We start from the raw sequence: 26,182 nt of genomic DNA, 5'->3' as shown, positions 1-26,182 counted from the left end.
TTATCGACTTTAGCAATTACCGATTGTCGTGTGAGGATCATCGTCGGCCCGCTCCGGTCAGAGCGGCAGGGTGATCCAGATGCTCTTGCCGCCGCCGTCGGCGTCGGGGCGGACGACCGCGGTGCCGTGCAGGCCGAGCAGCAGTTCCATGACCGTACCGAGACCCCCGGAGCCGGCCCCGGTGACCGCTCCGTACAGCGGCGGCTGGTAGGGATGGCGGTCGTGCACGGCGAAGGCCAGGCAGTCCGCGCCCGCCGCGTACGTCACGGTCACCGTCGGGGACAGGGCGGCGGCGTGCCGGACGCTGTTGGTGACCAGCTCGCTCAGGATCAGCAGGGCCGGGTCCACGGTGCTGTGCCGTAGTCCGATCCCCCACTCGACCAGGGCCTGTTCGGCCGTCTCCCGGGCCGTCCGGACGGCCGACGGCTCGGTGGGCAGAGTGAGGACGTGCCGGTGGGGAAGGCTCTGCGGTCGCGTGGGCATCCCTCACGCCTCCCTGTGGGCGACCCGGAAACCGGCGACGGTCCGGGGGCGGATGCGGAGGATCGTGTCGTGCGGGCCGGGCGTCCAGCCGGCGGGAGCACGGCGGACGGCGTCCTCTACGTCGGCGACGACCTCGGCCGGACCGGAGACGGTCACCGTCCAGCCGGTGCCGGGCACGGCGCGGCTCTCCTCCACCTCGTACGTGGCCGTCACGGGCCCTGCCGCGGCCGGGGCCGACGTGCGCACGATCAGGCCGCCGTCGACCCAGACGTGCGCGGCGGGCCGCAGCACGGTCAGGTCCCGTTGCGTGTACACGAGCCGGCCCAGGCTGCTGCGTTCCAGGAGACACAGGGCCTCCGCGCCGGAGACCCGGACCACGCGGAGGGTGGCGGGGACGGTGCTCATCGCAGGGCCTCCTCCGCCGCGGTGTCCGAGGGCCGGGGCGGGGGCAGGACGCCGGCCGCCTCCAGGTGGTCGCGCGCGGCACGGATCGCCTCGGGCGTGGTGGCGTACTCGTGGCCGTCGCCCCTGAGGAGGTCGAGGGCGCCGACGGAGTCGAGGACCTGCAGCTGGCCGGCGCGTATGCCGGAGGCGAGGACCACGATGCCCCGGCGCCGCAGCTTCTCCACCGCGTCCTTCAGGACCAGGGCGCCGGTCGCGTCCATCGTCGACACCCGGGACATACGGAGGATGACGACGCGGACGTCGGCGACCTCGGTCAGCTCCAGCAGGAAGCGGTGGGCGGCGGCGAAGAACAGCGGACCGTCGATGCGGTACGCCACGATGTGCTCGGCGAGCAGCGCGTGCTCCTCGTCGCTGTGGTCGCCCCGGTCCAGCGGCACCTGCTCGACCCGGGCCTGCTGGGCGACGGCGCGCAGGGCGAGGGTGCCCGCCACGGCGAGGCCGATGATCACGGCGTACACGAGGTCGAGGGCCAGAGTCGCGACGGCGGTCAGGACGAGGATCAGCGCGTCGGAGCGGGTCGCCTTCGCCATGGCCCGCAGCGAGCCGACCTCGACCATGCGGATCGCGGTGGCCAGCAGGACGCCGGCGAGCGCGGCCAGCGGGATCCTCGACACCAGGGGCGCCGCCGCGAAGACGATCAGGGCGAGGACGGCGGCGTGGACGAGGGAGGCGAGGCGGGAGCTGGCGCCCGTGCGGACGTTGACGGCGGTACGGGCTATGGCGCCGGTCGCCGGGACCCCGCCGAACAGGGGTGCCGCGATGTTCGCCAGGCCCTGTCCGAACAGCTCCCGGTCCGGGTCGTGTCGCTGGCCCACCGTCATGGCGTCGGCGACCGACGCCGACAGCAGTGACTCCAGGGCGGCCAGGGCGGCGACCGCCACCGCGGGGGCGAGCAGGGTGCCGAGCGAGCCGAGGTCGAGGAAGGACAACGACGGCATCGGCAGCCCGGACGGCAGGTCGCCGATCGGCTTCGCCGCGTCGAGGTGCGCCAGCTGGGCCACGGCCGTCGCGGCGATCACGGCGACGATCGAGAACGGCACGGTCGGCCGCCACCGCGCCCCCAGCAGCATCACCGCGGCCACGCCGACCGCGAGGCCGGCCGCCGTCCAGTTCGGGGACTGCGCGAACTCCTCGACGGCCCGCCAGGCCACGACCAGCACCCGGTCGCCCGACGGCTTGGGCACGCCGAGCGCGTTCGGGAGCTGCTGCAGGCCGATCACGCAGGCGATGCCGAGGGTGAAGCCCTCGACGACCGGCGCGGGCACGTACTGCATGTACCGGCCGGCCCGCAGCACAGCCAGACCGACCAGCAGGACGCCCGCCATGAGTCCGACGGTGAGCACCCCCGCCGGGCCGTAGCGGGCCACGATCGGCACCAGTACGACCGTCATGGCACCGGTCGGGCCGGACACCTGGAGGTTGGACCCGCCGAACACCGCGGCGAGGGCGCCCGCGACCACGGCGGTCGCCAGCCCCGCCTCGGCGCCGAGTCCGGAGGAGACGCCGAAGCCGAGCGCGAGCGGCAGGGCGACGATGGCCACGGTCAGACCGGCGAGCAGGTCGCGGCGCGGATCACGCCGTACCTGTGCGAGATCGGTGCGGGAGGGCAGCAACGACGAGATGCGGGCGGCCGCCCGGCGGAGTGCGGTGGTCATCGGGTGGCGCCTCGGCTTCCCTGGCCTTACTTGCGAGCACAGCAATCACAGCATCTAACCAATTGCGAAAATTTGCAATTCAGCATCTGTCATGCAGAGGGGTGGAAGCGGTCGGCAGGGCCAACCGGCCGTGCAGTGAGGCCTGTTGGACCGGCATCGGCGAGGTGGGCCCGGTCCCATGATGGCGAGCACGGCCGCGGGCGGTGCCCGTGGCGCGTCACCGAGGAGGGGACCGGATCATGACCGACACCGGAGCGCTGCTGGCCAAGGCGGTGGGGGCGGAGCACGTCCTGAGCGGGGAGGGTGTCCCCGCGGAGTACGGACACGACGAGTCGCTGACCGCCGTGGCCCGGACGCCCGCGTACCTGGTGCGCCCCGCCACGGCGGACGAGGTGTCGGAGGTGGTGGCGGTCGCCGCGGCGCGGCGGATCGCGGTGACGGCCCGCGGGTCGGGGACCGGACTGTGCGGGGCGTGCGTGCCGCGCGCGGACGGGATCGTCGTCTCGTTCGAGCGGATGAACCGGATCGTCGAGATCGACACCGACAACCACGTCGCCGTCGTCCAGGCCGGCGTGACCCTGGCCGAACTCGACGAGCGCACCGCCGCGTCCGGGCTGTGCTACCCCGTGCGCCCCGGCGAGCAGGGCGCGTCGGTGGGCGGGACCGTCAACACCAACGCCGGTGGCATGCACGCCGTCCGGCACGGTGTGACCCGCCACCACGTCCTCGGCGTCGAGGCCGTCCTCGCGTCCGGCGAGATCGTGCGCAGCGGCGGCAGGTACGTGAAGACCAGTACCGGCTACGACCTGACCCAGCTGCTCGTGGGTTCGGAGGGCACCCTGGCCCTGGTGACCGAGGCGGTCCTGCGGCTGCGTCCCCGGGCGGAGCACCGCGCGACGGTGCTGGCGCCGTTCGGCTTCGCCGAGGAGGTCTCGCGCGCGGTGCCGCGCCTGCTGGCCGGGGGCGTGCATCCGCTGGCCCTGGAGTACGTCGACATGCTCACGATGGCGGCCATGACCGAACGGCAGGATCTGGCCCTGGGCATTCCCGAGCATGTCCGCCGTACCGCCCTGGGCTATCTCGTCGTCGTCCTGGAAGAGCGTTTCGCCGAGCGGCTGGAGGCCGATGTGGAGCGGCTGGGCGAGCAGTTGCTCGGCCTGGGCGCGGACGACGTCTACGTGCTGCCCACGGCCGCCGCCCGGGATCTGATGGAGGCCCGTGAGCGGGCGTTCTGGGCATCGAAGGCGGCCGGCGCGGACGAGGTCGTGGACATCGTCGTCCCCCGGGCCGCGCTGCCGAGGCTGTTCGCCGAGGCGGACGTCATCGCCCGGGACAGCGCGTCCGTCATCACCGGCTGCGGGCACGCCGGCGACGGCAACGTGCACCTGGCGGTCTTCCAGCCGGACCCGGAGCGGCGTGAGGCGGTGCTGCGCGGGCTGTTCCGGGCCGGTACGGAACTGGGCGGCGCGATCTCCGGCGAGCACGGGATCGGGACGACGAAGAAGAGGTACTTCCTCGAACTGGAGGACCCCGCCAAGGTGGAGCTGATGCGCCGCATCAAGCACGCCTTCGACCCCGACGGGATCCTCAACCCGGGGATCCTCTTCGACTGACCGCGCGAAAGGCCGAATCACCGTGAACGGTGCCCATGCCGTGGCCCGCACCCTCCTGGAGTGCGGTGTCGAGATCTGCTTCGCCAACCCCGGCACCTCCGAACTGCACTTCGTGGCCGCCCTGGACGACGAAGCCGCCCTGCGGGCCGTGCCCTGTCTGTTCGAGGGGGTGGCCACCGGCGCCGCCGACGGCTGGGGCCGGATGACGGGCCGGCCGGCGGCCACCCTGCTGCACCTGGGGCCCGGCCTGGGCAACGGCCTGGCCAATCTGCACAACGCCCGCCGCGCGCATACCCCGTTGGTCAACCTGGTCGGCGACCACGCCGTCTTCCACAAGAAGTACGACGCCCCGCTGGAGTCGGACGTCGACGCCCTGGCCGGGACGGTGTCCGGCTGGGTGCGCCGCTGCGAGGACGCCGCCACGGCCGGCAGTGACGTGGCCGAGGCGGTGGCCGCCGCGACCGGCGCTCCCGGGCAGGTGGCCACGGTGATCCTGCCCGCCGACGTCTCCTGGTCGGAGGGTGCCCGGCCCGCGCCGCCCGTGGCCGTCCGGCCGCCCGCCACCGTGCCCGGGCAGACCGTCGCGGACGTGGCGGAGGTGCTGGGCGGCGGTGAGCCGGCCGCGATCCTCCTCGGGGGACCCGCCACGCGCGAACCGGCGTTGCGGGCGGCGGCCCGGATCGCCGCCGCCACCGGCGCCCGGCTGCTGTGCGAGACGTTCCCGGCCCGCCTGGAGCGCGGCGCGGGTCTGCCGGCCGTGGAGCGGCTCGGCTATCTCGCCGAAGGCGCGATGGCGCAACTCCGGGACGTGCGGCACCTGGTGCTGGCCGGTGCCCGGGCGCCGGTGTCGTTCTTCGCCCATCCCGGTCTGCCGGGTCCGCTCGCGCCCGACGGCTGCCGGATCCACACGCTGGCGACGGCCGCCGACGACTCGGCGGCGGCCCTCGGCCGGCTGGCCGACACCGTGGCCGCGGGCGCGGTGCCGGTGCTCCAGGCCGCCGAGCGGCCCGAGGCGCCCTCCGGTGCCCTGACCGCCGAGAGCGCGGCGGCCGCCGTCGGCGCCCTGCTGCCGGAGGGCGCGATCGTGGTCGACGAGGCCAACACCTCCGGCCTCTGGCTGCCCGGCGCCACCGCCGGCGCACCCCGGCACGACTGGCTGACCCTCACCGGTGGCGCCATCGGCCAGGGCCTGCCGCTCGCCGCGGGCGCCGCGCTCGCCTGCCCGGACCGCCCGGTGCTGTGTCTGGAGGCCGACGGCAGCGCGATGTACACCCTCTCCGCGCTGTGGACCCATGCCCGCGAGAGCCTGGACATCACCACGGTGATCTTCTCCAACAGCGCGTACGCGATCCTCAGGATGGAGTCCCAGCGGCTGGGCACGAGCGCCGACGGGCCGGCCCGCCGCGACCTGCTCGACCTGTCCCGTCCCCGCCTGGACTTCGTCGCCCTGGCCCGGGGGATGGGCGTGCCCGCCACCCGGGCGACGACCGCCGAGGACTTCACCGCCCAGTTGCGCACGGCTCTCGCCGAGCCCGGTCCGCATCTCATCGAGGCGGACGTCCCCCCGCTGTTCTGAGACACCGGCCACCCCGGGAGGTCAACTCCCTTGCGGAAAAGCGGCGTTGACACTCGGGCCGATCCGCGAAACGGTGATTGTCCCGTCGGCCCGCCCGGAGGTCCGCCATGGCTCCGCCGCCAGCATCCTCGTCCGACACCGGCCTCGTGGCACGCCTGCGGGACCTCGCCCCCTTCGTCCGCGAGCACGCCCTGCGCGCCGAGCAGGAGCGGCGGGTGCCGGACGAGGTGGTCGCGGCGCTGACCGAGGCCGGGGTGTACCGGATGAACGTGCCCCGGCGGTACGGCGGTTACCAGACGGCGCCGCACACCCAGGTCGAGGCGCTGGCCGAGATCGCCGCCGCCTGCGGCTCGACCGCGTTCGCCACGCTGATCCAGGCGGGCTGCGCGTTCATCGCGGCGCTCTTCCCCGACGAGGCGCAGGACGAGATCTTCACCGGTCCCGACGTACGGGTCGGCGGCACCCTCGTCCCGGACGCCACCGCCGTCGCCACGGACGGGGGTTACGTGGTCGACGGCACCTCGGCCTTCGCCACCGGCTGCCGGCACGCCGACTGGCACCTGCTGACCGTCCGGGTGGAGTCCGCAGACGGGCCGCCGGAGATGCTGTGGACCGCCGTACCGATGTCCGAGCTGGAGATCCTCGACGACTGGTACGTCTCCGGACTGGCCGGCAGCGGCAGCAACAGCGTCGTCGCCCGGGACGTCTTCGTGCCGGCACACCGGGTGCTGCCCGTCGGCCCGCTGCTCGGCGGGGAGTTCCCCTCGAAGACCAACGCCGACGACCCGTTCTACGGGGTGCCCGTCCTGCTGATGTTCTGCGTGTGGACCGCGCCGCACGCGCTCGGCCTGGCGCGGGGCGCGCTGGCGGAGTTCACCGAGCGGATCCACCGCCGGGGCATCACGTACACCTTCCACACGCGGCAGCACGAGGCCGGCGTGACCCATCTGCAGGCCGCCGAGGCGGCGATGAAGATCTCCTGCGCCGAGCTGCTGGCGCGGGACCTCGTCGCCCGCGTCGAGGCGGGCGGGCCGTACCCGCAGCGGGACCGGGCCAGGATCCGGGCGCAGACGGGCTACGTGGCACGGCTGTGCAAGGAGGCGGTGGACCTGGTCGCCTCCGCCTCCGGGGCGTCGTCCCTGCACCGGGAGGTGCCGATCCAGCGAGCGGTGCGCGATGTGCAGGCCCTGAACCTGCACTCGTTCGTCAATCCGGCGACCAATCTGGAGCTGTACGGCCGGGTGCTGGCGGGGCTCGACGCGGGCACGCCGTTCCTGTGAGACGCGAGCCGTGCCGGCGGTCGCGTGTTACGGGGCGGCGCTGGGGCCGTAGCCACTGAGCTGCCGGATCTCCCCGCCGAGTCGGCGGCGCAGGCCCTCCAGCGCCTCCGGTTCGGCGGCCACCACCCAGCGGGAGCCGACCAGGTACGTCCCGCCGTATCCGGCGGCCGCGTCGAGCCAGGCCAGTTTGTAGGTCTCCTCGGGGAACGTGGTGATGACCCGGTCCCGCTCCGTCGTGTGGCACACCCCCTGCCGCAACTCCTCCGCCTCCACGCGGATCCTCGGCCTGCAGCCGATCAGCCCGGCGATCACCTCGACCTTCGCGGGCGCCACGACACCGGCCTCGGGTGCGGCCGTGACCGCCGTCCGGCTCGTCCTGCTCCTCTCGGTGTCGTCCTCCCCCGCCGTGCAGGCGGCGGTCATCGGCAGCAGGGCGAGGGTGCCCCCCACGGTCGCGCCGCGCAGCAGCCGGGCGACGGGCGGAAGGGGACCTGAGCGTCGGTGGGGTGGCTGCACTGGCACGTGGCTCTCCGTCTCCGCTGATCCGGGCTGTTCCAGCGGGGGGTACGGATCAGCGGAGCCGGTCGTTCAGGTGGCGGTGGCCGGGAACAATCCGCCGGCCGCGGGCGCTGACTGGGATACCACCGACGGTACGAATGCGAGCGAGAAGGAAGGGCGTGAGTCCGATGACGGGCACGGGAGGAGAGCGGTTCCACGAGATCGCCGACTCTGATCTGGTCACCGGTTGCGGCCGCCGTATCGCGGTGAAGTGTCTGCGTCTGACGACGGCGGAGCGGCCCATCACCCGGATCGCGCTGGACGTGGGCCGGGACCGGGGCGGCGTGCCGGGCGCCTGGGCGGCGCTGACCGCGGACGAGGCACGCGGCCTGGCCCAACTGCTGCTGGCCCAGGCCGCCATGGCGGAGCGCGGCGCCGACGGGCCGCGCGGCGCGGTCAGGTGAAGATGATCTGGCCGCCGGCGGCGTGGTCGTAGAACTCGCCGACGGTGATGACGCCCTGGACCTGCTCGACCAGGTCGTCCTTGTCGAGTTCGAAGAGGTCGACGGACGCCTTGCAGGCGTAGATGCCCGCGCCGGTGTCGGAGATCATCTCGATGAACTCGGGGATCGGCGGGATGTCGAGCTTGTCCATCTTGCGTTCCATGTAGTGGGTGACCAGGCCGGGTACGCCGGGCATGCCGCCGAGCAGAGTCGGCAGGTGCAGACCGGGGTTGCCGACGGTGGCCAGCTTGATGTGCTCCCAGCGCTTCTTGGTGATCGCGTCCAGCCCGAAGAACGTGAAGAACAGATCGGCCTCGATGCCCTCGGCGCGGGCGCCGTTGGCCATGATCAGGGCCGGGTAGATCCCCTCCAGGGACCCCTTGGAGACGATGATCGAGACCTTCTCGATCGTGGCGGTGTCGGCCATGACGGCGCACTCCTCGATGGCAGAGACGACTGCGGGGATGTCAGATGCAGCCGCGGGGCTTGGGGATACCGGCGATCTTCGCGGCGGTCTTCGCCGGCCCCTTGGGGAAGAGCTGGTAGAGCTCCTTTACGCCGACACCGGAGGTCTTGCCGAGCACCCGCACGGTGGGGCCGGTGCCCTTGGCGGCGTACTGCTCGCGCATGAAGCGGATGACCGTCCAGTGGCGGTCGGTCAGGGTGTCGATGCCGAGTTCCTTGGCGATCTGCTCGCCCATGGGCTCGGTCCACCGCTCGGGCTCGGTGAAGAAGCCCTCGTCGTCGACCGGCACGAGGGTGCCGTCATAGGTTGCGGTGGGCATGACTGCCTCCTTCTCGTTCAGGCAGGGAAGTGGATCTTGCCGCGCTCGGGCATCGCCGAGCCGATGCCGGGCAGCTCCCGGCCGGGCAGCAGGCTGTGCCAGTACAGCCACTCGAAGGCGAGCTTGCCGAGGTGGGCGGCGTGCGACTCCTTCATCAGCGGCAGACCCACAGGGCCCGGGAAGTGGCCGGGCAGCGGCTCGGTGTCGTAGTTGAAGTCGATCAGCAGGGCCTTGTGGAAGCCGGTCTCGACGAAGCAGTTGGCGTGCCCGTCGAAGGAGCCGTCCAGGGGTTCTCCGGCGAGGAAGCGGCCGATGTTGCGCACCAGCACCTCGCCCTCGAAATGGGCCACCGAACCGGCCTTGGAGGCCGACAGCCCGGCCGCGTCACCGACGGCGAACACCTCGGGCCGGTCGGAGAGTTGCAGGGTGTGCGGGTCGACCGGCACGAAGCCCAGCTCGTCGCCCAGGCCCGGAGAGCGCTCGACGTACTCGGCACCGCCGTGCAACGGCACGACGACCGCCAGGTCGAAGGGCACCTCCCGCTCGTCGTACGACACCAGCCGGCCGCCCTTGCCGTCGACCTCGCCGAGCGTGAACTCGGTGACCAGCTCGATGCCCTTGCGCTCGAGCAGCCCGCTGAGCGTCTTCGCGGCGACCGGCTTGGTGAACGCCCCGTCCAGCGGGGTGGCGTACGTCAGCTGGACCCGGTCCCTGATGCCGCGGCGCTGGAAGTACCAGTCGGCGAGGAAGGCGAACTCCAGCGGTGCGACCGGGCACTTGACCGGCATGTCGGCCACGTCGACGACGACACGGCCGCCCTCGAAGCGCTCCAGCGCGTGGTGCAGGTCGACGGCGCCCGGCAGGTCGTAGAAGGTGAAGACGTTCTCGCCCCAGCCGGGGCCGGTCAGCCCCTCGGTCTCCTCCGGGAGCAGCCGGGCGCCGGTGGCGACCACCAGGACGTCGTAGGCGACCCAGCCGCCGACCGCGAAGTACACCGTCCGCGCGTCGAGGTCGACCCGGTCGATGCGGGCCCGCCGGTAGTCGATGCCGTCGTGCAGCTGGTGCGGCCGGGAGCGGACCAGGGCGTGCGGCTGGGCGAGCCCGAACGGCACGAACAGCAGTCCCGGCTGGTAGACGTGGCTGTCGTCCTGGTCGACGACCGTGATCCGCAGCTCGCTCTCGGCGTACGCGCGGCGCAGCCGGTTGGCGGTCATGGTGCCCGCGGTGCCGCTTCCGAGAATCACGATGTGTTTGCCCATGCCTCCACGGTCGTCCGGGAGATCGGGCCGGGGCAGGGGCCGTTGGTCCCCCCACGGGTACCCACCGGGGTATACGTGCGGCCGTCGCGACCGGGCCGTTCGACGGCGGCGGGACGGGTGACCGCGCCTCGGCCGCTCCGCCAGGGCCGAACGGCCCCCTCGGCGCCCGGTCGGCCCGCTGACCTCGCCGCGTCCGCGCGTTGCACTGAATGAGGACAGCGGGGCACCGCACCGAGGAGGCAGGTCATGGCAGGAACCGCGCCGGAGACGTCCACGACAGTTCCCGTGCGGGACTTCGGACACGTCATCGACGTCACCCATGTCGAGGGAGACGCCTACGCCGTCGACGTCCGCGACCACCGTCTGCTGGTGGACCAGCCCCTGGACGCGGGCGGGACCGACACCGCGCCGACCCCGACCGAACTGTTCGCCGCGTCCCTGGCCACCTGCGTCGCCTTCTACGCGGGGCGCTTCCTGCACCGGCACGGAGTGGCGCAGACCGGGCTGCGGGTGCGGGCCGAGTTCACGATGGCGCCCGACCGGCCGGCCCGGGTCGACGCCGTACGCATCGTCGTGTTCCCGCCGCCGGGGCTGCCCCCGGACCGGCTGCCCGCGCTGTCGGCCGTCGTCTCGCACTGCACCGTCCACAACACCCTGCGGCAGCCGCCCGAGATCGCCATCGAGGTGGTGCCGTGAGCGCGTCCGCCGAGTACCGGCCGGTCGCGCCGGGTCCCGCACCCCGAGGAGGTGAGCTCGCCGTGCCCTTTCCCCGGCTCCTGAGCCGCCGCCTGCGCGGCAGCGTCAACCGGACGACCCTGCACCTCGCCGGTCACCTCGCCTTCGCCGACCTCGAACACGTCGGCCGCCGTACCGGCACCGTGCGCCACACACCGCTGCGCGCCTTCCGTACGGGGGACACGGTCGTCGTCGGCATCAACTTCGGCCGTGAATCGGACTGGTTGCGCAACATCCGGGCCGCCGGCGGTGGCCGGATACGGCTGGGCGGGGAATGGCTGGAGCTGGGGGCTCCGCGGATCGTGCCCGTCACGGAGGGCGTACGGGGCATGCCGTGGCTGTTCGGCGCCGCACTGCGGTACGTGGTGCGGACGAAGGAGTGCGTAGAACTGCCCGTGCTCGGCGAGGGATCGGGGCCGCCGCCATGATCGCCGTCGCCGCCCTCCTCCAACTCCTCATCCTCGCGGGGGCCTTGTACGACACGGCCCGCCTGCTGGGACCGGGCGCGGATCCCTACGGACGGCGTCGCGCGGGCGCCGTTCCCCACCGCGCCGCCCGGCACCGTCGGGCGCGCGCGGCGCTGGAGACCGCCGAGCGACGGCTCGTCGAGCGACGGCTGCACGGCCGGATCGACGCGGTCGCCTACCGAGAGGCGATGCACGCGCTCGCGGAGGGGAGGAGGGCGGGGGCGTGGCGGTACGCGCTCACGGAGGGGGCATGGACGCGGCTGTGGCGGCGCGCACTCGCGGAGGGGCGGCGGGCGCTGGTGTGGCCGCATCCGGACACGGAAGGGCCATGGGCGAGGGTCGGGTGGCATCCGCGCGCGGAACGGCGGCGAGCGCCGGCATGGAGGCATCCGCACGCTGACGGCCGGGACGGACACTGATACGGCGACGCACGGAACCCGGTCTGGAGGCGCCCGATCAAGGGGGGTGGTGCCCGCAAATTCTCGACGCCGACGTCACCGATCCGGAGGCATGCTCGCGGAGAGCTGGTGGGCGGCGGAGCAGAGGCCCTACGGCTGACGGCGGAGCGGGAAGCTGTCGGGTCGGTCGGCGTGGGCCGCGACCGGCGCCGCGCACACACCACGGCACACCGTCGCGGCACCGCAGTCTGCGGCACTACAGGTCGCGGCGTCGCACCCTGCCGAGACACAGCCCAGCGACATCGCGCCCCGGCCGAGACTCAGCCTTGCGGCGTCATACCCCGCCTCGGCAGCGCGGCGACAGTGCGACCAGCCACAACACAGCCCCTCGGCGTCGCGCCCCCGGCAACACCGCACCTCGCCCCCCGTCAAGGTCCCGACCGGCCCTGCCTCTGGGCCGCTCGCCCCTCCTTTGTTCGGGGGTGCAGCCATGATCATTGGGGTAGGCGCGGACGCCGGACCCGGTACTGCAAGGGGCTCCCCCGTCCCCTCGGGGACGGCGTCCGTGCCAGGGGGACGGGCGCTCGCCGGACCTCGGTCGCGAGTGGGTCGTCCACCGGGTCTCCGGCCGGGCGGTCCGTTCCCCGTCGGGGGTGCACCCGTGGGCGGGGACCGTGAGTCTCCCCAGGGCGCGCCCCGTCATCCGTTCTTGCGGCCGACTCCCGCGTACACCCAGTACTCGGAGGGGTTGTCCGGGATCTGATCCCCCGGGGCCGGCCGCCACAGCGGGACGTGGACGAGGCCCGGTTCGGTCAGGTCGAAGCCGTCGAAGAAGCCGAGGATCTCGTCGTGGGAGCGGGTGGCGACCTGCGACGTGGCCCTGGAGTTGTACAGCTGCGTCACCGCGGCGGCCGTTCGCGGGCGGTCCTGGTTCGTGGCGTGGGACAGGGCCAGCCAGCCGCCCTCGGGCAGGGCGTCCCGGTAGGCGGCGACGATGCCGGCCGGGTCCTCCTCGGGCGTGACGAAGTGCAGGATCGCGACCATCAGCACCGCGACCGGCTGTTCGAAGTCGATCAGCTTGCGCAGCTGGGGCGCGGACAGGACGTCGGCCGGTCGGCGGATGTCGGCGTCGACGATGTCGGCGTCCGGGTTGTCCGCCAGCAGTGACGCGCTGTGGGCGACGGCCACCGGGTCCTTGTCGACGTAGACCACACGCGCCCCGGGGCTGGCCGCCTGGGCCACCTCGTGCACGTTGCCCTGGGTCGGGATGCCCGAGCCGAGGTCGATGAACTGCCGTACCCCTTCTCCGACGAGGTGGCGCACGGCCCGGCCGAGGAAGGCGCGGTTGGCGCGGGCCAGCATGCGCACCTGGGGGTCGATGGCCGTGACGGCCGCGACCGCCTCCCGGTCTATGGCGAAATTGTGCTCCCCGCCCAGCATCGCGTCGTACATACGCGCAACACTGGCCCTGTCGGAATCGGTCACCGGTGGTCCTGCACTGTCGGACACCACAACATCCTCTCGGATCAGGGCTCTTGACGCCTCATCATATAGTTGCCGTCGACGCGCGGTGATCCGTTGTCACAGCCGCGCGGCCGGCCCCCCCCACCCGGAAAGGCACGACCCTGCGGAACGAACCGCGCAGCTCCGCCGACGACACCCCCGCCGTCCTGCCGTCGCCCCGCCGGTCGGCGTTCTCCCCTGCGGCCGACGCCATCGGCTCCGAGCTCGATCTGCGCTTGACGGGCAGCCATGTCGTGCACGCCCTCACCCCCGGATTCTGCGACGCCGCGTCCGTGTACCTGCTGGAGCGCTGGCGGCGCGAGGAGAGCGCGTACGCCGTCGCCGACCCGCCCCAGCGGGAGGCCCGTCGGCTGGCGGTGCGCGTGGGCACGGACGCGCCCGAGACCTGGGAGGGCGTGCTGCCGGTCGGCGAGGTGATCGTCTTCCCGCGGGGGACGCCGTACGCCCGTGCCCTGACCGACGGGCACGCGCAGCTGCTGGACACCGTCGACGCGCACACGTCCGAGCGGCTGAAGGCCTCGGCGGACGGCGACGAACGCATCGACCGGCTGCTGCAGGTGGGGTCCTTCCTGGTGGTGCCGCTGCGGCTGCGCAACGACGCGATCGGGTTCGTGGCCTGCACGCGCGGACCGGACCGGGGGCCGTTCACGACCGCGGACATGGCGGCCGTGGAGTCGCTGGCCGCGCGCGCCGCCGTCGCCCTGGACAACGCGCGGCGCTACGAGCGCGAGCGTCGCACCGCCCTGGCCATCCGCAACAGTCTGCTGCCCGGCGCGGTCCAGGAGGTCGAGGGCTGCCGCATCGCCCACGGCTCGCTGCCGGCCGGGCAGGGCACGGTCATCGGCGGCGACTGGTCCGACGTGCTGCGGCGGCCGGGCGAGCGGGTCAGCCTGATCGTCGGGGACGCGATGGGGCACGGCCCGGAGTCCGCGGTCGCGATGATCCAACTGCGCACCGCGGTACGCACCCTGGCGGGCCTGGACATCCCCGCCGCGGAGCTCATACGGCGACTGGACGCCCTGGCCAGCGAGACCCCGGGCGCCTCCTTCGCGACCTGCATCTACGCCGAGTGGGACGCACGTCTGCGCACCTGCACCCTGGTGGGCGCCGGGCACCCTCCCCCACTGTTGCGCGGCGCGGACGGCCGGACCGCGCCGGTGCCGCTCGTCGGCGCCGGACTGCCCCTCGGCCTGGGCGCGGGCAGCTACGAGCCGACCGTGCTGGAGGTGGCGGAGCCGAGCGTGTTGGTCCTCTACAGCGACGGCCTGGTGGAGTCCCGCGACGACGACATCGACCACGGGATCGCCCGGCTGGCCGGCGCCGTGGACGAGGCCGCGCTCGCGCCGCCGGGTGCCGTCGACGACGTACTGTCCGCCGTGTGCCGGCAGTTGCTGCACGCCCGCGTCGGCCCGGGCGGCGGCGACGACCGCACTCTGCTGCTCGCCGAGCTGACGCCCGCGAAGGACTGACACCACCCCGCGCCCTCAGGCCGTCAGGTTCGCCCACACGGCGTTGCCACCGGTGAGTCTGGAGCGGTCCACCCCCCAGGCGTCGGCGAGCTGTTCGACCAGGAGCAGCCCGCGTCCGCCCTCGTCCTCGGGGCCCGCCTCACGGCAGGGCAGTTCGCTGCCGGAGTAGTCGTGGTCGTGCACCTCCAGGCGCAGGCACGCGTCGCTGAGGAAGCCGATGCCGCACAGGATCCGCGCGCTGAGCGTGTGGCGTACGGCGTTGGTGGCCAGTTCGGACAGCAGCAGCACCGCGTCCTCGCACAGCGCGGCCGGCAGCCGCCAGGCGGTGAGCCGGGCGCCCATGGAACGGCGGGCCACTCTCACGCTGGAGCGGTGGGCGGGCAGCTCCAGCCAGTGCGTGCGGTCGGGGTCGGCCACGTCTAACAGCTGCGGTGACGATGTCAGGTGGGGGGACACGGTGTTGGCCTTCCGTGGGGCGGGCGGCAGCCAGGCGCGGGGGACGCCTCGAACGTCAGAGCACATCAACTCGGCTTGGGGTGGGCACGGTTGACGGACCGCGCTCGCGTTCGGCGGCACGGTTCACACAAGTCACTATGATCGCACCCAAGTTCAACCTGCAACAGACCTGCTGATAATTTCAGCGGGCCGGTATCGGTCTGGTGAGGTTCATCAAGTCACTGTCAGACTCGATCGGGTGACAGACCCTCAGGAGGTAAGGGCGTGAGCGAAGGCCGTCAGGGCACGGGTGGCAACAGTGCCCCCACCGTGCTGCGCATGATCCTCGGCCGTCGGCTGCAGGAGCGTCGGCAGGGTGCGGGGGTCTCGCTGGAGGCGGCCGCCAAGGCGCTGCGCGTCACGCCCCTCACCATCCGCCGCCTGGAGAAGGCGGAGGTGGGGCTGCGCCCCCTGTACGTGGAACTGCTGCTGCAGACGTACGGGGCCGACCGGCAGGAGATCGACGAGTTCGTCGTCCTCGCCGAGCGGGCCAACGAGCCCGGCTGGTGGCACACCTACCGCGATGTGCTGCCCAGTTGGTTCAGCGCCTATGTGAGCCTGGAGACGGGGGCCAGGACGCTGCGCACCTACGAGCCGCACTACGTCACCGGACTGCTGCAGACGCCCGCGTACGCGCGCGGGGTGCTCGGCGGCGGTTTCCCGAACGACAGCGACGAGGACCTCGACCGGCGTGTGGACCTGCGGCTGCGCCGGCAGAGCCTGCTGGAGAGAGCCGACGCGCCCACGCTGTGGGTGGTGATGGAGGAGGCCGTGCTGCACCGGGTGGTGGGCGGCCCCGAGGTGATGCGGGAGCAGATCGAGCGGTTGCTCGAGGTCTCGGAGCTGGCGCACGTCAGCGTCGACGTCGTGCCGTTCACCGCGGGCGCCCATGTCGGGGCGTGCGCGCCGTTCACCTACTTCCGCTTCGAGGCCCCGGAGCTGCCGGACATCGTCTACACCGAGGTCCTCTCGGGCGCGATGTACCTGGACCAGCGCTCCGACGTCGTGGCGCATCTCGAGGCGCACAACCGCATGTCCCTGCTGACCTCGGACGCCGACAGCAGGGCACTCCTGAACCGCATGCGCAAGGAGTACTCATGAGCTTCATCGACTGTCACGTGTACAACGGCATGCCCGCCTCGGACCTCGGCGAACAGGGCTGGGAGTCGCCGTGGAGCGGCCCCAACGGCGGGCAGTGCGTGCAGACGAAGCAGCTGGCCGACGGCCGCGTGGCCCTGCGCCAGTCGACCGACCCGGCCGGGCCCGCCCTCATCTACACCCCGGAGGAGATCGCCGCGTTCGTCGCCGGCGTCAAGCGGGGCCTGGCCGACCATCTGGCCACCGGCTGACCGAGATTCCCAGCGGGAAGGACCCGTGCCGGCCCTGGCCGCGACCTGCCCGACACCCCCACGATCACCACCGAAAGGGACAGGATGACCAACTCCCACGCCGCGCGGGACATCGACACCAGCAGGCCTCACTCCGCCCGGATGTACGACTACTACCTCGGCGGCAAGGACCACTTCGAGGTCGACGAGCGGGCCGGTGAGCAGGTCGCCGGCGTCTTCCCGGCGATCTACGTGTGCGCCCGCGAGAACCGGGCGTTCATGCACCGCGCCACCCGGGTCCTGGCCCGGGAGCACGGCATCCGGCAGTGGCTGGACATCGGCACCGGTATCCCGACCGAGCCGAACCTGCACCAGGTCGCCCAGTCGGTGGTCCCCGACGCCCGGGTGGTGTACGCGGACAACGACCCGCTGGTCCTCAAGTACGCCGAACGCCTCATGCGCAGCACGAGCGAGGGCCGCACCACCTACATCCACGCCGACTTCACCGAGCCCGAGACCATCCTGAACGCGCCGGAGCTGGGCGAGGCGCTGGACCTGACGCAGCCGGTGGCGCTGTCCCTCAACGCGCTGCTGCACTTCATCCCGGACGCGTGGGGCCCGTACGACATCGTCGCCCGGCTCATGGACGCCCTGCCGTCGGGCAGCGCGCTGGCCATCAGCCACTGCACGCCGGACTTCGACCCGGAGACCTGGCGGAAGCTGGTGGACATCTACATCAGCTCCGGGACGCAGGTGCAGGTGCGGTCCAAGGACGAGTTCGCCCGCTTCTTCGAGGGGTTCGAGCTGCTGGAGCCCGGTGTCAGCGTGGGGCACCGCTGGCGCCCGGAGGGCGAGAGCGACGCGACGGACGCCGAGGTCAGCCTGTGGACGGCCGTGGGGATCAAGCCGTAGGGCCGCACGGGAGAGGGTGGCGGGGCCGGTCGGCTCCGGAACCGGGCGGGCCCTTGGGGCCGGTGGTCCCCGGTCCCGGGGCCGACCGGCCCCTCTTGCCCTCCACGCCCCGAAACGGCCCGGAAACCCCGGTGGTTGCCTGCTACACCTGAGGCCGCCGCCCGCCGACGGAGCGGCACTCTTCCTGCCAACCGTTCCCGTCCGGGAGGTCCCATGCTGTCCGCAGAGTCCGCCGCCGTGGTCCGTGCCACGCTGCCCGCCGTCGCGGGAGCACTCGACGAGATCACGACGCGCTTCTACGGCGCGATGTTCCACGACCGCCCGGAACTGCTCGACGGGATGTTCAACCGCGGCAACCAGGCCAGCGGCGCCCAGCGGCGAGCACTGGCGGGTTCGATCGCCGGGTTCGCCACCATGCTCCTCGACCACCCCGACGTCCGGCCCGACACCCTGCTGGACCGCATCGCCCACAAGCACGCGGCGGTCGGGGTCACCGACGACCAGTACACGATCGTGCACAAGTACCTCTTCGGCGCGATAGCCGAGGTGCTGGGCGACGCGGTCACCCCCGAGGTCGCGGCCGCCTGGGACGAGGTGTACTGGCTGATGGCCGGCGCGCTGATCGGCCAGGAGGCGCGGCTGTACCAGCAGGCCGGCGTCCAGCCGGGCCGGATCTGGCGGCGGTGGACGGTCGTCGAGCGTCGTACCGAGACGCCGGACGTGGTGTCCTTCCTGCTGCGTCCCGCCGACGGCGAGGCGGCGCCGCGGGCGCGCGCGGGCCAGTACGTCAGCGTGCGGGTGCGCATGCCCGACGGGGTGCACCAGCTGCGCCAGTACAGCCTGTCCTCGGCACCCGGCGGCGACCAGCGGCGCATCACCGTCCGGCGGGTGGTGGGCGAGGCCGGCGCACCGGACGGCGAGGTCTCCAACCTGCTGCACGCCGAGGTGCGGGAGGGCGACGAACTGACCCTGTCCGCACCGTTCGGCGACGTGTTCCTCGACGACCCGGCCGACGCCACCACCCCCGTCGTGCTGGTCTCGGCCGGCATCGGCGGCACCCCGATGACCGGCATCCTGGCCCACCTCGCGGCCCTCGGTTCGACCCGCCCGGTCACCGTCCTGCACGCCGACCGCTCCCCCGCCGAGCACGCGCTGCGCGCCGAGACGCGCGAGCTGGCCGGCCGACTGCCGGGCGCCCGCACGGAGTTCTGGTACGAGCGGCCCGGCGCGGAGGAACCCACCGCCCGCACCGGCCTGATGGACCTCACCGGCATCGAACTGCCCGCCGACGCAACGGTGTTCCTGTGCGGCCCGCTGCCCTTCATGCGCGCCGTCCGCACCCAGCTGCTGGGCGCCGGCATCCCGGCCCGCCGTATCCGCTACGAGGTGTTCGGCCCCGACCTGTGGCTGCCCGGCAAGAGTGACTGAACGGGCCGCACCCGCACGGGCCGTCCGGTCCCTCCGGGTGCCGGACGGCCCACTGACGGCGGTGGTGCACCAGGGAAGAGTGAGGTTCGCGGTCGCTGAACGGCCGTGGGGAGACGAGGAGTCGGGCGATGGCGAAGGCATACCTGGTGGGCGGTGGGATCGCGGCGCTCGCGGCGGCCGCTTTCCTGATCCGTGACGGCGGATTCGAGGGGGCGGACATCCACCTCTTCGAGGAACAGCGGCAGCTCGGCGGCAGCCTGGACGCCGGTGGCACGCCGGACGCCGGCTACAGCATGCGCGGCGGCCGGATGTTCGAGGCGGAGTTCCGCTGCACCTACGACCTGCTGTCCGGCATCCCCACCCTGGACGACCCCTCGGTGTCGGTGACGCAGGAGATCCTTTCCGGGCACGAGGAGTTCGGCTGGGACGACGTCGCGCGGCTGGTCGACGGCGAGGGGCGGATCGTCGACACGTCCACGATGGGCTTCTCCGAGCGCGACCGGCTGGAGCTGGTGCGCTGCCTGGCGACCGCCGAGAGCCGGCTGGACGGCAAGCGGATCACGGACTGCTTCGGCGAGCACTTCTTCACCACCAACTTCTGGTTCATGTGGTGCACCACGTTCGCCTTCCAGCCCTGGCACAGCGCCATCGAGTTCCGCCGCTACCTGCGCCGGTTCATCCACCTCTTCCCCGAGTTCGCCTCCATGTCGGGGATCCACCGCACCCGTTACAACCAGTACGACTCGATCGTGCTGCCCCTGGCGGCCTGGCTGCGCGAGCGCGGTGTCGTCGTGCACGCCGGCGCCCGGGTCACCGACCTGGCGTTCACCCCCGGGCGGCACAGCGGCACGGTCGAGACGCTCTACGTCACCGAGGGCGGCGTCGAGGAGAAGATCGCCGTGACGCCCGAGGACCTCGTGTTCGTCACCAACGGCTCCATGACCGACGCCTCCACCCTCGGCACCCACACCTCGGCGCCGCCGCCCGCGCCGGGCCGCTCCGGCTCCTGGCTGCTGTGGCACCGACTGGCCCGGGGGCGCGAGGAGTTCGGCAACCCGGCGGCCTTCGACAAGCACGTCAAGGAGTCGCGCTGGGAGTCGTTCACGGTCACCGCGAAGGATCCCGCCTTCCTCGACGCGCTCGCCGAGTTCGACCGGCGCGAGACCGGCCGGGGCGGTCTGATGACCTTCACCGACTCCAACTGGCTGCTGACCGTCGTCGCCAACCGCCAGCCCGTCTACCGCGACCAGCCCGAGGGCGTCTCGGTGTGGTGGGGCTACGGTCTCTTCCCGGGCCGCGCGGGCAACCACACGCCCAAGCCGATGACGATGTGCTCCGGCCGGGAGATCCTGGAGGAGGTCCTGCACCACCTGCGCATCGAAGGGGAGCTCGCGGAGCGTGTCCTGGCCACCTCCACGGTCGTGCCGTGTGTGATGCCGTACATCACCAGCCAGTTCCTGGTCCGGCGGCGCGAGGACCGGCCCCACGTGGTGCCGGAGGGATCCGTGAACCTCGCCTTCATAGGGCAGTTCGCCGAGGTGCCGGACGACGTCGTCTTCACCGTCGAGTACTCGGTGCGCACCGCCTGGACGGCCGTGTCCCGGCTGCTGCACCTGGACCGCCAGCCGCCGGCGGTCTACAAGGGCCACCACGACCCGCACGTGCTGGCCGCCGCACTGGAGACCATGCACCGCCGGTGACCCACCGCAGGGCAGGCCGAATACTGATCGAAACCGCTGTCGACGCGCCGCTGCTGCGTTAGCCTCGTCTTCCCCTCTTGGGCGAACTGGCATACGACGAACATCACTTCGGGGGATCCGTGTCAGAACACCGCTCGGTGCCGTCGGGCTCGGCACCGGACGAGGCCGCGGCGCTGCGGCAGACCGGCGCCGCGCCCCTGCACTCGGGGGATCCGCGCCGCATCGGCCCCTACGTGCCGCTGGCGCTGCTCGGCAGCGGCGGCATGGGGCGGGTGTATCTCGGCCGTCCGGCGGGCGGCGGGCCCGGCCTGGTCGCGGTGAAAGTGATCAGGCCCGAGTACGCGGACGACGCGGGTTTCCGGCGCCGGTTCGAACGCGAGGCGTCGGTGCACGACCTGGTCCGCACCACCCGTACGCCCCGGCTGTGCGGCACGGGCTTCGAGGACCGGCTGCTGTGGATGGCCACCGAGTACCTGGCGGGCCTCGATCTGGCGGACGCCGTGCGCGAGGACGGCGCCCTGGCGACCGCCGCGGTGTGGCGGCTGGTGGCCGAGCTGGGGCGGGCCCTGGCCGACCTGGCCGCCGCCGGGATCGTGCACCGCGACCTGAAGCCGTCGAACGTGCTGCTGTCCGTCCACGGCGCCCACGTCATCGACTTCGGCCTGTCGAAGGCCGTCGACGCGAGCGCGCTGACCGGCACCGGCAACCGGGTGGGGACCCCTGCCTACATGTCGCCGGAGCATCTGCGCACGGGCACCTGCGAACCGTCCTCGGACGTGTTCTCGCTGGGCGCGACGCTGGTCTACGCGGCGACCGGGCATGCTCCGTTCGGCGACGGCACTGGCGTCGACGTGATGCACCGGGTGGCCTTCGAGGAGCCCAACGGGGAGCTGCTGGGCCAGGTCGCAGCGGCGGACGCGGACCTCGCCGCCCTGCTGGCCGCCTGTCTGGCGAAGGAGCCCGAGGGCCGGCCCAGCCCGCAGGACCTGGTCGACGCGGCCTCGGCCCGCGCCGAGGCGGCCGACTGGCCCGAGCCGCTGGCCGGCCGGGTGCTGGAGCGGCAGCGGGCCTACGAGGTCCTCGACGGGCTGCCCGGTGACGGGACGACGCGCCTGCGGTCCTCCGACGCCCCGATGGCGCCGGCCCCCGCTCCGGCCGGGCACGCGGTGCAGCCTGCCGGAGGCGAGGCGCGGCCCACCGGGGGCGATGATCGGCATACCGGAGACCAGGCCCGACCCACCGGAGGCCAGGCCCGACCCACCGGGGTTGGGAGCGAAGCCCCCGTGGTCGCGGCGGACCCGCCCGAGCGCTTACGCGCCGACGAGCCCCGCACCGCCGGCAGCCGCAGGAAGCCTCTGCTGGTCGTCGCCGTCGGTGTCGTGCTCTGTGCGACGGCGGCCGGCATCCTCGCGATCGACCGTCCGGTCCCGCCCGCCTCGGGTGCCTCCCCCGGCTCCCGTACGAGCAGCGGCGGCACCCTCTCCGACGGCGCCAGGCCGTCGGCGTCGGGTTCCGCGGCGTACACGTCCGCCTCCGGCAAGAGCGTCGACGGCGGGGCGCGGACCGCGGAATCCCCCTCCGCGTCCGCCGCCTCCGGCTCGGTCCGGCCCGGGCGGCACGGCACCTCCGCCTCTCCCACGGTCCCGGGGCCTAGCGCGAGCGACGATCCGACCGGGACGACGCCGGCGACCGACACGCCTGAGGACCCCGCGACCCCGCCCTGGATCTCCGACTGCACCTACTACGCCGGCAACGGCCGCACCCGCGAGGGCGACAGCGGCAAGCGGGTCCTGCAGGTGCAGTGCATGCTCACCAAACGCGGCTACGGCGTGGGCGGTTCGGGCGTGGACGGCGAGTTCGGCCCGGGCACGACGGCCGCCGTGGAGAGCTTCCAGAACGCCAAGGGGCTCGACGCCGACGGCGTCGTGAGCCACGACACGTGGACCGCGCTGCGCGAAACCGACTGAGCGCGTGACCGATACCACAATCGAGACGGTGCCGTTTCGATAGGGACGGGACTACGCTGATCCCCACGTGAACGAAACGGTTTCGTTCAGGGGAGAAGCTCGCCATGACCTCCGTGCTCGTCGTCCACGACCAGTCCCTGCAGCGCCTCGGCCTCCGTATGCTCCTCGCGGCCGAACCCGACCTGACCGTCATCGGCGAAGCGGCGAACGCCTCCGACGCCGCCGACCGGTGCGAGGAACTCCGCCCCGACGTGGTCGTCATGGGCAGCGGCGCGTCCGACGCGGACGGCATCCAGGCCATCCGCCGCATCACCCGCCCCGTCGCTCCGGGCGAGCGCCGCCCGCGCGTACTGGTGCTGACGCCGACCAGCAGCGAGGCGTACGCCTCCGCCGCACTGCGCGCCGGGGCCGGCGGCTTCCTCGCCCAGCACGCCACCCCGGAGGAGCTCACCGCCGCGGTCCGCGTCGTGGCCGCCGGGGACGCCGTCATCACCCCCGCCCTGACGCGCGCGCTCATCGAGACCGTCCGCCAGGAGCAGCCGGCCCCCCGTACCGCCCGCCGGGCCGGACTCGCCACGCTCACCGATCGCGAGCGCGACATCCTCACCGCCGTGGCCTCCGGCTGGTCCAACGCCGAGATCGGCGAGCGGCTGTCGATCGCGCCGACGACCGTGAAGTCCCACGTCAGCCACATCCTCGCGAAGATCGGTGCGCGGGCCCGGGTGCAGGCCGTGATCTTCGCCTACGAGACGGGCCTGGTCCGACCGGCCGCCGCCTGACCCCGCCCTGCCGCGGCGCACCGCCTCGAAGGCCTCGCCGCAACGGCCGGGCGCAGTTCGACCGTTGCGGCGAGGAGTCGGTCAGCCCTGGACGGGCCGGCCGCGGCCCCAGGCCCAGGCCAGCCGGTCGGCACCGGACTGGTTGGTGGTGGCCAGCCAGGGGCGGGAGGGGTCGCCGACCAGCTTCTGCATCGAGTAGATGTCGTCGGTGCGCAGTCCGGGCCAGTACACGGAACCCATACCGAGCTCGCGGGCGGTGTCCGTCTCGGCCTGGATGAAGTTGACGTAGTTGTCGTCGGGCGCGGGCTTGTCGTAGTCGAGGCCCGTCGTCATCGGGGCGCCGAACTCGTCGATGACCGTGCGGTTCGCGCAGTCGCCGATGCGCTCCTTGAGGTCGGACACCCACTGGTCGTAGGTGGCGTACGACTTCCAGAAGCCGTAGTGGTGCAGTGAGAGGTAGGTGCCCTTCAGGCGCGGGTCGGCGCAGACCGAGGTGACGTGGTCGTTGTAGCCGGCACCGCTGACGAAGACGCGGTCGCGCGGGACGGACGGATAGGTCGCGAGCCACTTGGCGGCGATGTCGGCCCACTGGGCGTCGGTGTAGCCGTGCGGTTCGTTCATCGGCTCGAAGTAGACACGCGGGTCGTGCTTGTAGGTCTTCACGACGGTGTCCCACATGGGCCAGAAGGTGGCCTCGTCGTCGATGTAGCCGTCCCGCTTGTCGCCGGTGCCCTCCCAGTAGGACACGATGACCTTGAAGCCGTGGGCCGAGGCCGCGTCGATGACCGCGCGGTAGGACTTCCAGTACGCGCCGTTGACCGTGTACGGGTTGATGGGCAGCCGGACCGTGTTGGCGCCCAGGTTCGCGCGGAACGCCGTGATGATCCGGCTCGCCTTCGCGTACGTCCGGGCGTAGTTGTCGGAGGTCGACAGGCCCGACAGCTGGAGGTAGTCGTCGGCGAAGTTGTCGCGCGGGTCGGCCCAGTTGACGCCCCGGAACTGGCTCGTGCCGCCGCTCGGAGCGGCGGCGGAGGCGGAGGCGGGGCTGCCGGCCAGTGTCGCGCCGCTGACCGCGGCGATCGCCACCGCCACGCAGGTGGCGCGCAGCCGGGAGCTGAGGCGGTTTCTGGCGGGGGTCTTGCGCATCGACGTGCCCTTTCGAGAGGTGGCGGCTCGGCGCTCCGCGATGTTTACGTAAACATCGACTGCCGTCGTGCGGGATGTTTACGTAAACTCGGCGGCGCCGGAATCGTGGCATCCGCCCCGGCGGCAGTCAAGGTGTCTCACGCGTAACATCCGGTGGGCTCCGCAACGGGTGCGGGGTCGGGTCGAAGGAGGCTCCAGTGGTGGAGCGGGGTGGTTCCGGTGTGCCCGGCGGGCGCCGCAAGCAGCGGGTGTCGATGGCCGACGTCGCCAAACTCGCGGGCGTCTCCTCGCAGACGGTCTCGCGGGTCTCCAACGGCCATCCCGGGGTGATCGCATCCACCCGGGAGCAGGTGCTGGCGGCGATGCGGGAGCTGGGCTACCGGCCCAACAGCGCGGCGCGCGCCCTGCGTTACGGCCAGTTCAACACCATCGGCGTGATCCTCTTCAGCCTGTCCTCGACCGGCAACAGCCGCACCGTGGAGGCCATCGCCACGCATGCGGCGGCCGAGGGCTACGCGATCACCCTGATCCCGATCGACGTGCCGACCCAGGACAACGTCCTGGGTGCCTTCACGCGTATGGGCGAGCTGGCCGTCGACGCGGTCGTCGTCATCATGGAGGTCCACCTCCTGGACACCGGGACGGTCCAACTGCCGCCCGGCGTCCATGTCGTGGTCGTCGACTCCGACGCCGGCGACCGCTACTGCGTCGTCGACACCGACCAGGCCGACGGCGCCCGCATGGCCGTACGCCATCTGCTCGATCTGGGTCACGAGACGGTGTGGCACGTCACCGGGCCCGAAAGCTCCTACGCCGGACAGCGCCGAACTCAGGCTTGGCGTGCGGTACTCCAGGAGGCGGGGCGCCCGGTGCCGCCTCCGCTGCACGGCGACTGGTCGGCCGAGTCCGGCTACGCGGCCGGCCTCACGCTCGCCGGACGCCCCGACTGCACCGCCGTGTTCACGGCCAACGACCAGATGGCCCTGGGCGTCCTGCGCGCCTTCCACGAACGCGGTGTCGCCGTCCCCGAGGACGTCAGCGTGGTCGGCTTCGACGACATCCCCGACGCCGCGTACTTCGTGCCCCCGCTGACCACGGTGCACCAGGACTTCGCGGAGGTGGGGCGGCGATGCGTGGAGAAGGCCCTGCAGCAGATCCGCGGGGGTGGCGGGGTACGCGCGGGCACGGATCTGGTGCCGACGTCGCTGGTGGTGCGGGAGAGCACGGGGTCACCGCGGAGGTGACGGGGCCGGGTTTTCACGGCGTTCCCCCTCACCGACCGGACGCGTGGCCGCCCAGCCCGGCAGGGGCTGTTTGCGGGCGCGGTAGGTGTGGGCCAGGGCGAGGCGGGCCTGTTCGGCGCCGTCTTCGGTGATCCGGTAGAAGCGGCGGCGCGGGCGGCCCGCTTCCTCGTGGACGGCCGGGTCCTCCCAGGTGCTGTCCAGCCAGCCGACCTGTTCCAGACGGGCGAGGATCGGATAGATCGTGCCCGACGGCAGTCCCGCCAGCTCGCACAGCTCCAGGCCGTAGCGCTCCTTGGCGGGATCCTCCAGCAAAGCCCGCAGCACCAGTTGGGTCTGCAGGGTCATACGGAGCGTACCCATACTCGTACTCTACATAGCCTGTATATGGGTGTATAGAGTGACGGCGCAGCTCTCAACTCCTGTTGGCACGGCGTACATCGACCGCCGCGGAGGTGATCGGCGGGGACGGGTGC

General features: G+C 72.7%; 27 protein-coding genes. 16 read left to right on the top strand and 11 right to left on the bottom strand.

Going from position 1 to position 26,182, the window contains the following annotated elements; genetic code table 11:
• Positions 1-57 precede the first annotated feature (57 nt).
• Genes ACIGDI_RS07050 through ACIGDI_RS07040 form a run of 3 tightly spaced genes read right to left on the bottom strand, consistent with a single transcriptional unit; the run spans position 58 to position 2,603 of the window.
• Positions 58-483, bottom strand: coding sequence for an ATP-binding protein (locus ACIGDI_RS07050; RefSeq protein WP_390628924.1), 426 nt, complete (start codon positions 481-483; stop codon positions 58-60).
• 3 nt (positions 484-486) lie between these two features.
• Positions 487-888: a pyridoxamine 5'-phosphate oxidase family protein gene (locus tag ACIGDI_RS07045; RefSeq protein ID WP_399891667.1), complete on the bottom strand. Its 402-nt coding sequence runs from the start codon at positions 886-888 to the stop codon at positions 487-489.
• Positions 885-2,603 (bottom strand): SulP family inorganic anion transporter, encoded by a 1,719-nt coding sequence (locus ACIGDI_RS07040; RefSeq protein ID WP_399891664.1) that lies wholly within the window; start codon positions 2,601-2,603, stop codon positions 885-887. The genes ACIGDI_RS07045 and ACIGDI_RS07040 overlap by 4 nt, the downstream gene beginning before the upstream one ends.
• Before the next feature lie 239 nt (positions 2,604-2,842).
• Here ACIGDI_RS07040 and ACIGDI_RS07035 point away from each other — a divergent pair, with 239 nt between their 5' ends.
• The 3 genes from ACIGDI_RS07035 to ACIGDI_RS07025 all read left to right on the top strand — a co-directional run bounded on the left by ACIGDI_RS07035 (position 2,843) and on the right by ACIGDI_RS07025 (position 7,072).
• Complete coding sequence (locus tag ACIGDI_RS07035) at positions 2,843-4,216, top strand: FAD-binding oxidoreductase (RefSeq protein ID WP_399891661.1); 1,374 nt, start codon at positions 2,843-2,845, stop codon at positions 4,214-4,216.
• A 22-nt stretch (positions 4,217-4,238) separates the two neighbouring features.
• A complete protein-coding gene (locus tag ACIGDI_RS07030; protein ID WP_399891658.1) occupies positions 4,239-5,792 on the top strand; it encodes an acetolactate synthase large subunit in 1,554 nt (517 codons plus the stop codon).
• Between the two features lie 107 nt (positions 5,793-5,899).
• On the top strand, positions 5,900-7,072 hold the full coding sequence (locus ACIGDI_RS07025) for an acyl-CoA dehydrogenase family protein (protein ID WP_399891655.1): 1,173 nt from the start codon (positions 5,900-5,902) through the stop codon (positions 7,070-7,072).
• A 27-nt stretch (positions 7,073-7,099) separates the two neighbouring features.
• Here the strand turns inward: ACIGDI_RS07025 and ACIGDI_RS07020 are convergent, their stop codons facing one another.
• On the bottom strand, positions 7,100-7,594 hold the full coding sequence (locus ACIGDI_RS07020) for a hypothetical protein (protein ID WP_399891651.1): 495 nt from the start codon (positions 7,592-7,594) through the stop codon (positions 7,100-7,102).
• Positions 7,595-7,758: 164 nt separating this feature from the next.
• On the opposite strand from ACIGDI_RS07020, the gene ACIGDI_RS07015 reads away from it, so the two are divergent.
• The gene (locus ACIGDI_RS07015; protein WP_200701657.1) at positions 7,759-8,034 is read left to right on the top strand and encodes a hypothetical protein; all 276 of its coding nucleotides are present in this window, start codon (positions 7,759-7,761) and stop codon (positions 8,032-8,034) included.
• On the opposite strand, the gene ACIGDI_RS07010 is transcribed toward ACIGDI_RS07015, so the two are convergent.
• Genes ACIGDI_RS07010 through ACIGDI_RS07000 form a run of 3 tightly spaced genes read right to left on the bottom strand, consistent with a single transcriptional unit; the run spans position 8,027 to position 10,117 of the window.
• A complete protein-coding gene (locus tag ACIGDI_RS07010) occupies positions 8,027-8,500 on the bottom strand; it encodes a DsrE/DsrF/DrsH-like family protein (protein WP_399891648.1) in 474 nt (157 codons plus the stop codon). The two genes, ACIGDI_RS07015 and ACIGDI_RS07010, sit on opposite strands and share 8 nt — an antisense overlap.
• 40 nt (positions 8,501-8,540) lie before the next feature.
• A complete protein-coding gene (locus tag ACIGDI_RS07005) occupies positions 8,541-8,858 on the bottom strand; it encodes a TusE/DsrC/DsvC family sulfur relay protein (RefSeq protein WP_399891645.1) in 318 nt (105 codons plus the stop codon).
• A gap of 17 nt (positions 8,859-8,875) precedes the next feature.
• Positions 8,876-10,117, bottom strand: coding sequence for an NAD(P)/FAD-dependent oxidoreductase (locus ACIGDI_RS07000; RefSeq protein ID WP_399891642.1), 1,242 nt, complete (start codon positions 10,115-10,117; stop codon positions 8,876-8,878).
• A gap of 246 nt (positions 10,118-10,363) precedes the next feature.
• Here ACIGDI_RS07000 and ACIGDI_RS06995 point away from each other — a divergent pair, with 246 nt between their 5' ends.
• Genes ACIGDI_RS06995 through ACIGDI_RS06985 form a run of 3 tightly spaced genes read left to right on the top strand, consistent with a single transcriptional unit; the run spans position 10,364 to position 11,738 of the window.
• A complete protein-coding gene (locus tag ACIGDI_RS06995) occupies positions 10,364-10,813 on the top strand; it encodes an OsmC family protein (protein WP_399891638.1) in 450 nt (149 codons plus the stop codon).
• Positions 10,810-11,280 carry a nitroreductase family deazaflavin-dependent oxidoreductase gene (locus tag ACIGDI_RS06990; protein WP_399891635.1) on the top strand — a complete coding sequence of 157 codons (471 nt, stop codon included), beginning with the start codon at positions 10,810-10,812 and terminating at the stop codon, positions 11,278-11,280. The genes ACIGDI_RS06995 and ACIGDI_RS06990 overlap by 4 nt, the downstream gene beginning before the upstream one ends.
• The gene (locus ACIGDI_RS06985) at positions 11,277-11,738 is read left to right on the top strand and encodes a hypothetical protein (protein ID WP_399891632.1); all 462 of its coding nucleotides are present in this window, start codon (positions 11,277-11,279) and stop codon (positions 11,736-11,738) included. Before ACIGDI_RS06990 ends, ACIGDI_RS06985 begins: the two co-directional genes overlap by 4 nt.
• 678 nt (positions 11,739-12,416) lie before the next feature.
• Here ACIGDI_RS06985 and ACIGDI_RS06980 read toward each other — a convergent pair.
• Complete coding sequence (locus ACIGDI_RS06980) at positions 12,417-13,229, bottom strand: SAM-dependent methyltransferase (RefSeq protein WP_399891629.1); 813 nt, start codon at positions 13,227-13,229, stop codon at positions 12,417-12,419.
• Between the two features lie 221 nt (positions 13,230-13,450).
• Between ACIGDI_RS06980 and ACIGDI_RS06975 the strand changes: the two genes are divergently transcribed.
• Positions 13,451-14,710: a PP2C family protein-serine/threonine phosphatase gene (locus ACIGDI_RS06975; RefSeq protein WP_399892970.1), complete on the top strand. Its 1,260-nt coding sequence runs from the start codon at positions 13,451-13,453 to the stop codon at positions 14,708-14,710.
• A gap of 15 nt (positions 14,711-14,725) precedes the next feature.
• Here ACIGDI_RS06975 and ACIGDI_RS06970 read toward each other — a convergent pair whose 3' ends face one another.
• Positions 14,726-15,166, bottom strand: a complete 441-nt coding sequence (locus ACIGDI_RS06970; RefSeq protein WP_399891626.1) for an ATP-binding protein — start codon at positions 15,164-15,166, stop codon at positions 14,726-14,728.
• Positions 15,167-15,430: 264 nt separating this feature from the next.
• Between ACIGDI_RS06970 and ACIGDI_RS06965 the strand changes: the two genes are divergently transcribed.
• The 7 genes from ACIGDI_RS06965 to ACIGDI_RS06935 all read left to right on the top strand — a co-directional run bounded on the left by ACIGDI_RS06965 (position 15,431) and on the right by ACIGDI_RS06935 (position 23,319).
• The gene (locus ACIGDI_RS06965; RefSeq protein WP_384811254.1) at positions 15,431-16,306 is read left to right on the top strand and encodes a helix-turn-helix domain-containing protein; all 876 of its coding nucleotides are present in this window, start codon (positions 15,431-15,433) and stop codon (positions 16,304-16,306) included.
• On the top strand, positions 16,303-16,554 hold the full coding sequence (locus ACIGDI_RS06960) for a DUF397 domain-containing protein (protein WP_058926992.1): 252 nt from the start codon (positions 16,303-16,305) through the stop codon (positions 16,552-16,554). The genes ACIGDI_RS06965 and ACIGDI_RS06960 overlap by 4 nt, the downstream gene beginning before the upstream one ends.
• A gap of 84 nt (positions 16,555-16,638) precedes the next feature.
• Entirely contained in the window at positions 16,639-17,445 is an 807-nt protein-coding gene (locus ACIGDI_RS06955) for an SAM-dependent methyltransferase (protein WP_399891622.1), read from the top strand.
• Positions 17,446-17,658: 213 nt separating this feature from the next.
• Positions 17,659-18,873 (top strand): globin domain-containing protein, encoded by a 1,215-nt coding sequence (locus ACIGDI_RS06950; RefSeq protein ID WP_399891619.1) that lies wholly within the window; start codon positions 17,659-17,661, stop codon positions 18,871-18,873.
• 128 nt (positions 18,874-19,001) lie between these two features.
• Positions 19,002-20,573 (top strand): oleate hydratase, encoded by a 1,572-nt coding sequence (locus ACIGDI_RS06945; RefSeq protein WP_399891615.1) that lies wholly within the window; start codon positions 19,002-19,004, stop codon positions 20,571-20,573.
• A gap of 119 nt (positions 20,574-20,692) precedes the next feature.
• A complete protein-coding gene (locus ACIGDI_RS06940; protein WP_399891612.1) occupies positions 20,693-22,540 on the top strand; it encodes a protein kinase in 1,848 nt (615 codons plus the stop codon).
• A 104-nt stretch (positions 22,541-22,644) separates the two neighbouring features.
• Complete coding sequence (locus ACIGDI_RS06935; protein ID WP_399891609.1) at positions 22,645-23,319, top strand: LuxR C-terminal-related transcriptional regulator; 675 nt, start codon at positions 22,645-22,647, stop codon at positions 23,317-23,319.
• An 81-nt stretch (positions 23,320-23,400) separates the two neighbouring features.
• On the opposite strand, the gene ACIGDI_RS06930 is transcribed toward ACIGDI_RS06935, so the two are convergent.
• Entirely contained in the window at positions 23,401-24,465 is a 1,065-nt protein-coding gene (locus ACIGDI_RS06930; RefSeq protein ID WP_399891606.1) for a glycoside hydrolase family 5 protein, read from the bottom strand.
• Between the two features lie 197 nt (positions 24,466-24,662).
• Here ACIGDI_RS06930 and ACIGDI_RS06925 point away from each other — a divergent pair, with 197 nt between their 5' ends.
• A complete protein-coding gene (locus tag ACIGDI_RS06925) occupies positions 24,663-25,709 on the top strand; it encodes a LacI family DNA-binding transcriptional regulator (RefSeq protein WP_399891603.1) in 1,047 nt (348 codons plus the stop codon).
• On the opposite strand, the gene ACIGDI_RS06920 is transcribed toward ACIGDI_RS06925, so the two are convergent.
• Complete coding sequence (locus ACIGDI_RS06920; RefSeq protein WP_399891600.1) at positions 25,695-26,069, bottom strand: PadR family transcriptional regulator; 375 nt, start codon at positions 26,067-26,069, stop codon at positions 25,695-25,697. The genes ACIGDI_RS06925 and ACIGDI_RS06920 overlap by 15 nt on opposite strands.
• Positions 26,070-26,182 lie beyond the last annotated feature (113 nt).

This window comes from Streptomyces sp. NPDC085900 (genome assembly GCF_044540925.1).
GTDB classification, from domain to species: domain Bacteria; phylum Actinomycetota; class Actinomycetes; order Streptomycetales; family Streptomycetaceae; genus Streptomyces; species Streptomyces gilvifuscus.
Note: the sequence above shows the minus strand (reverse complement) of the source record. Positions and strands in the feature narration are given on the sequence as shown.

Bases quoted from the DNA above. Each gene is read 5' to 3' on its own strand.
- ACIGDI_RS07050 (WP_390628924.1), bottom strand. From the start codon at position 483: ATGCCCACGCGACCGCAGAGCCTTCCCCACCGGCACGTCCTCACTCTG.
- ACIGDI_RS07045 (WP_399891667.1), bottom strand. From the start codon at position 888: ATGAGCACCGTCCCCGCCACCCTCCGCGTGGTCCGGGTCTCCGGCGCG.
- ACIGDI_RS07040 (WP_399891664.1), bottom strand. From the start codon at position 2,603: ATGACCACCGCACTCCGCCGGGCGGCCGCCCGCATCTCGTCGTTGCTG.
- ACIGDI_RS07035 (WP_399891661.1), top strand. From the start codon at position 2,843: ATGACCGACACCGGAGCGCTGCTGGCCAAGGCGGTGGGGGCGGAGCAC.
- ACIGDI_RS07025 (WP_399891655.1), top strand. From the start codon at position 5,900: ATGGCTCCGCCGCCAGCATCCTCGTCCGACACCGGCCTCGTGGCACGC.
- ACIGDI_RS07015 (WP_200701657.1), top strand. From the start codon at position 7,759: ATGACGGGCACGGGAGGAGAGCGGTTCCACGAGATCGCCGACTCTGAT.
- ACIGDI_RS07010 (WP_399891648.1), bottom strand. From the start codon at position 8,500: ATGGCCGACACCGCCACGATCGAGAAGGTCTCGATCATCGTCTCCAAG.
- ACIGDI_RS07005 (WP_399891645.1), bottom strand. From the start codon at position 8,858: ATGCCCACCGCAACCTATGACGGCACCCTCGTGCCGGTCGACGACGAG.
- ACIGDI_RS07000 (WP_399891642.1), bottom strand. From the start codon at position 10,117: ATGGGCAAACACATCGTGATTCTCGGAAGCGGCACCGCGGGCACCATG.
- ACIGDI_RS06995 (WP_399891638.1), top strand. From the start codon at position 10,364: ATGGCAGGAACCGCGCCGGAGACGTCCACGACAGTTCCCGTGCGGGAC.
- ACIGDI_RS06985 (WP_399891632.1), top strand. From the start codon at position 11,277: ATGATCGCCGTCGCCGCCCTCCTCCAACTCCTCATCCTCGCGGGGGCC.
- ACIGDI_RS06960 (WP_058926992.1), top strand. From the start codon at position 16,303: ATGAGCTTCATCGACTGTCACGTGTACAACGGCATGCCCGCCTCGGAC.
- ACIGDI_RS06955 (WP_399891622.1), top strand. From the start codon at position 16,639: ATGACCAACTCCCACGCCGCGCGGGACATCGACACCAGCAGGCCTCAC.
- ACIGDI_RS06950 (WP_399891619.1), top strand. From the start codon at position 17,659: ATGCTGTCCGCAGAGTCCGCCGCCGTGGTCCGTGCCACGCTGCCCGCC.
- ACIGDI_RS06945 (WP_399891615.1), top strand. From the start codon at position 19,002: ATGGCGAAGGCATACCTGGTGGGCGGTGGGATCGCGGCGCTCGCGGCG.
- ACIGDI_RS06935 (WP_399891609.1), top strand. From the start codon at position 22,645: ATGACCTCCGTGCTCGTCGTCCACGACCAGTCCCTGCAGCGCCTCGGC.
- ACIGDI_RS06930 (WP_399891606.1), bottom strand. From the start codon at position 24,465: ATGCGCAAGACCCCCGCCAGAAACCGCCTCAGCTCCCGGCTGCGCGCC.
- ACIGDI_RS06920 (WP_399891600.1), bottom strand. From the start codon at position 26,069: ATGGGTACGCTCCGTATGACCCTGCAGACCCAACTGGTGCTGCGGGCT.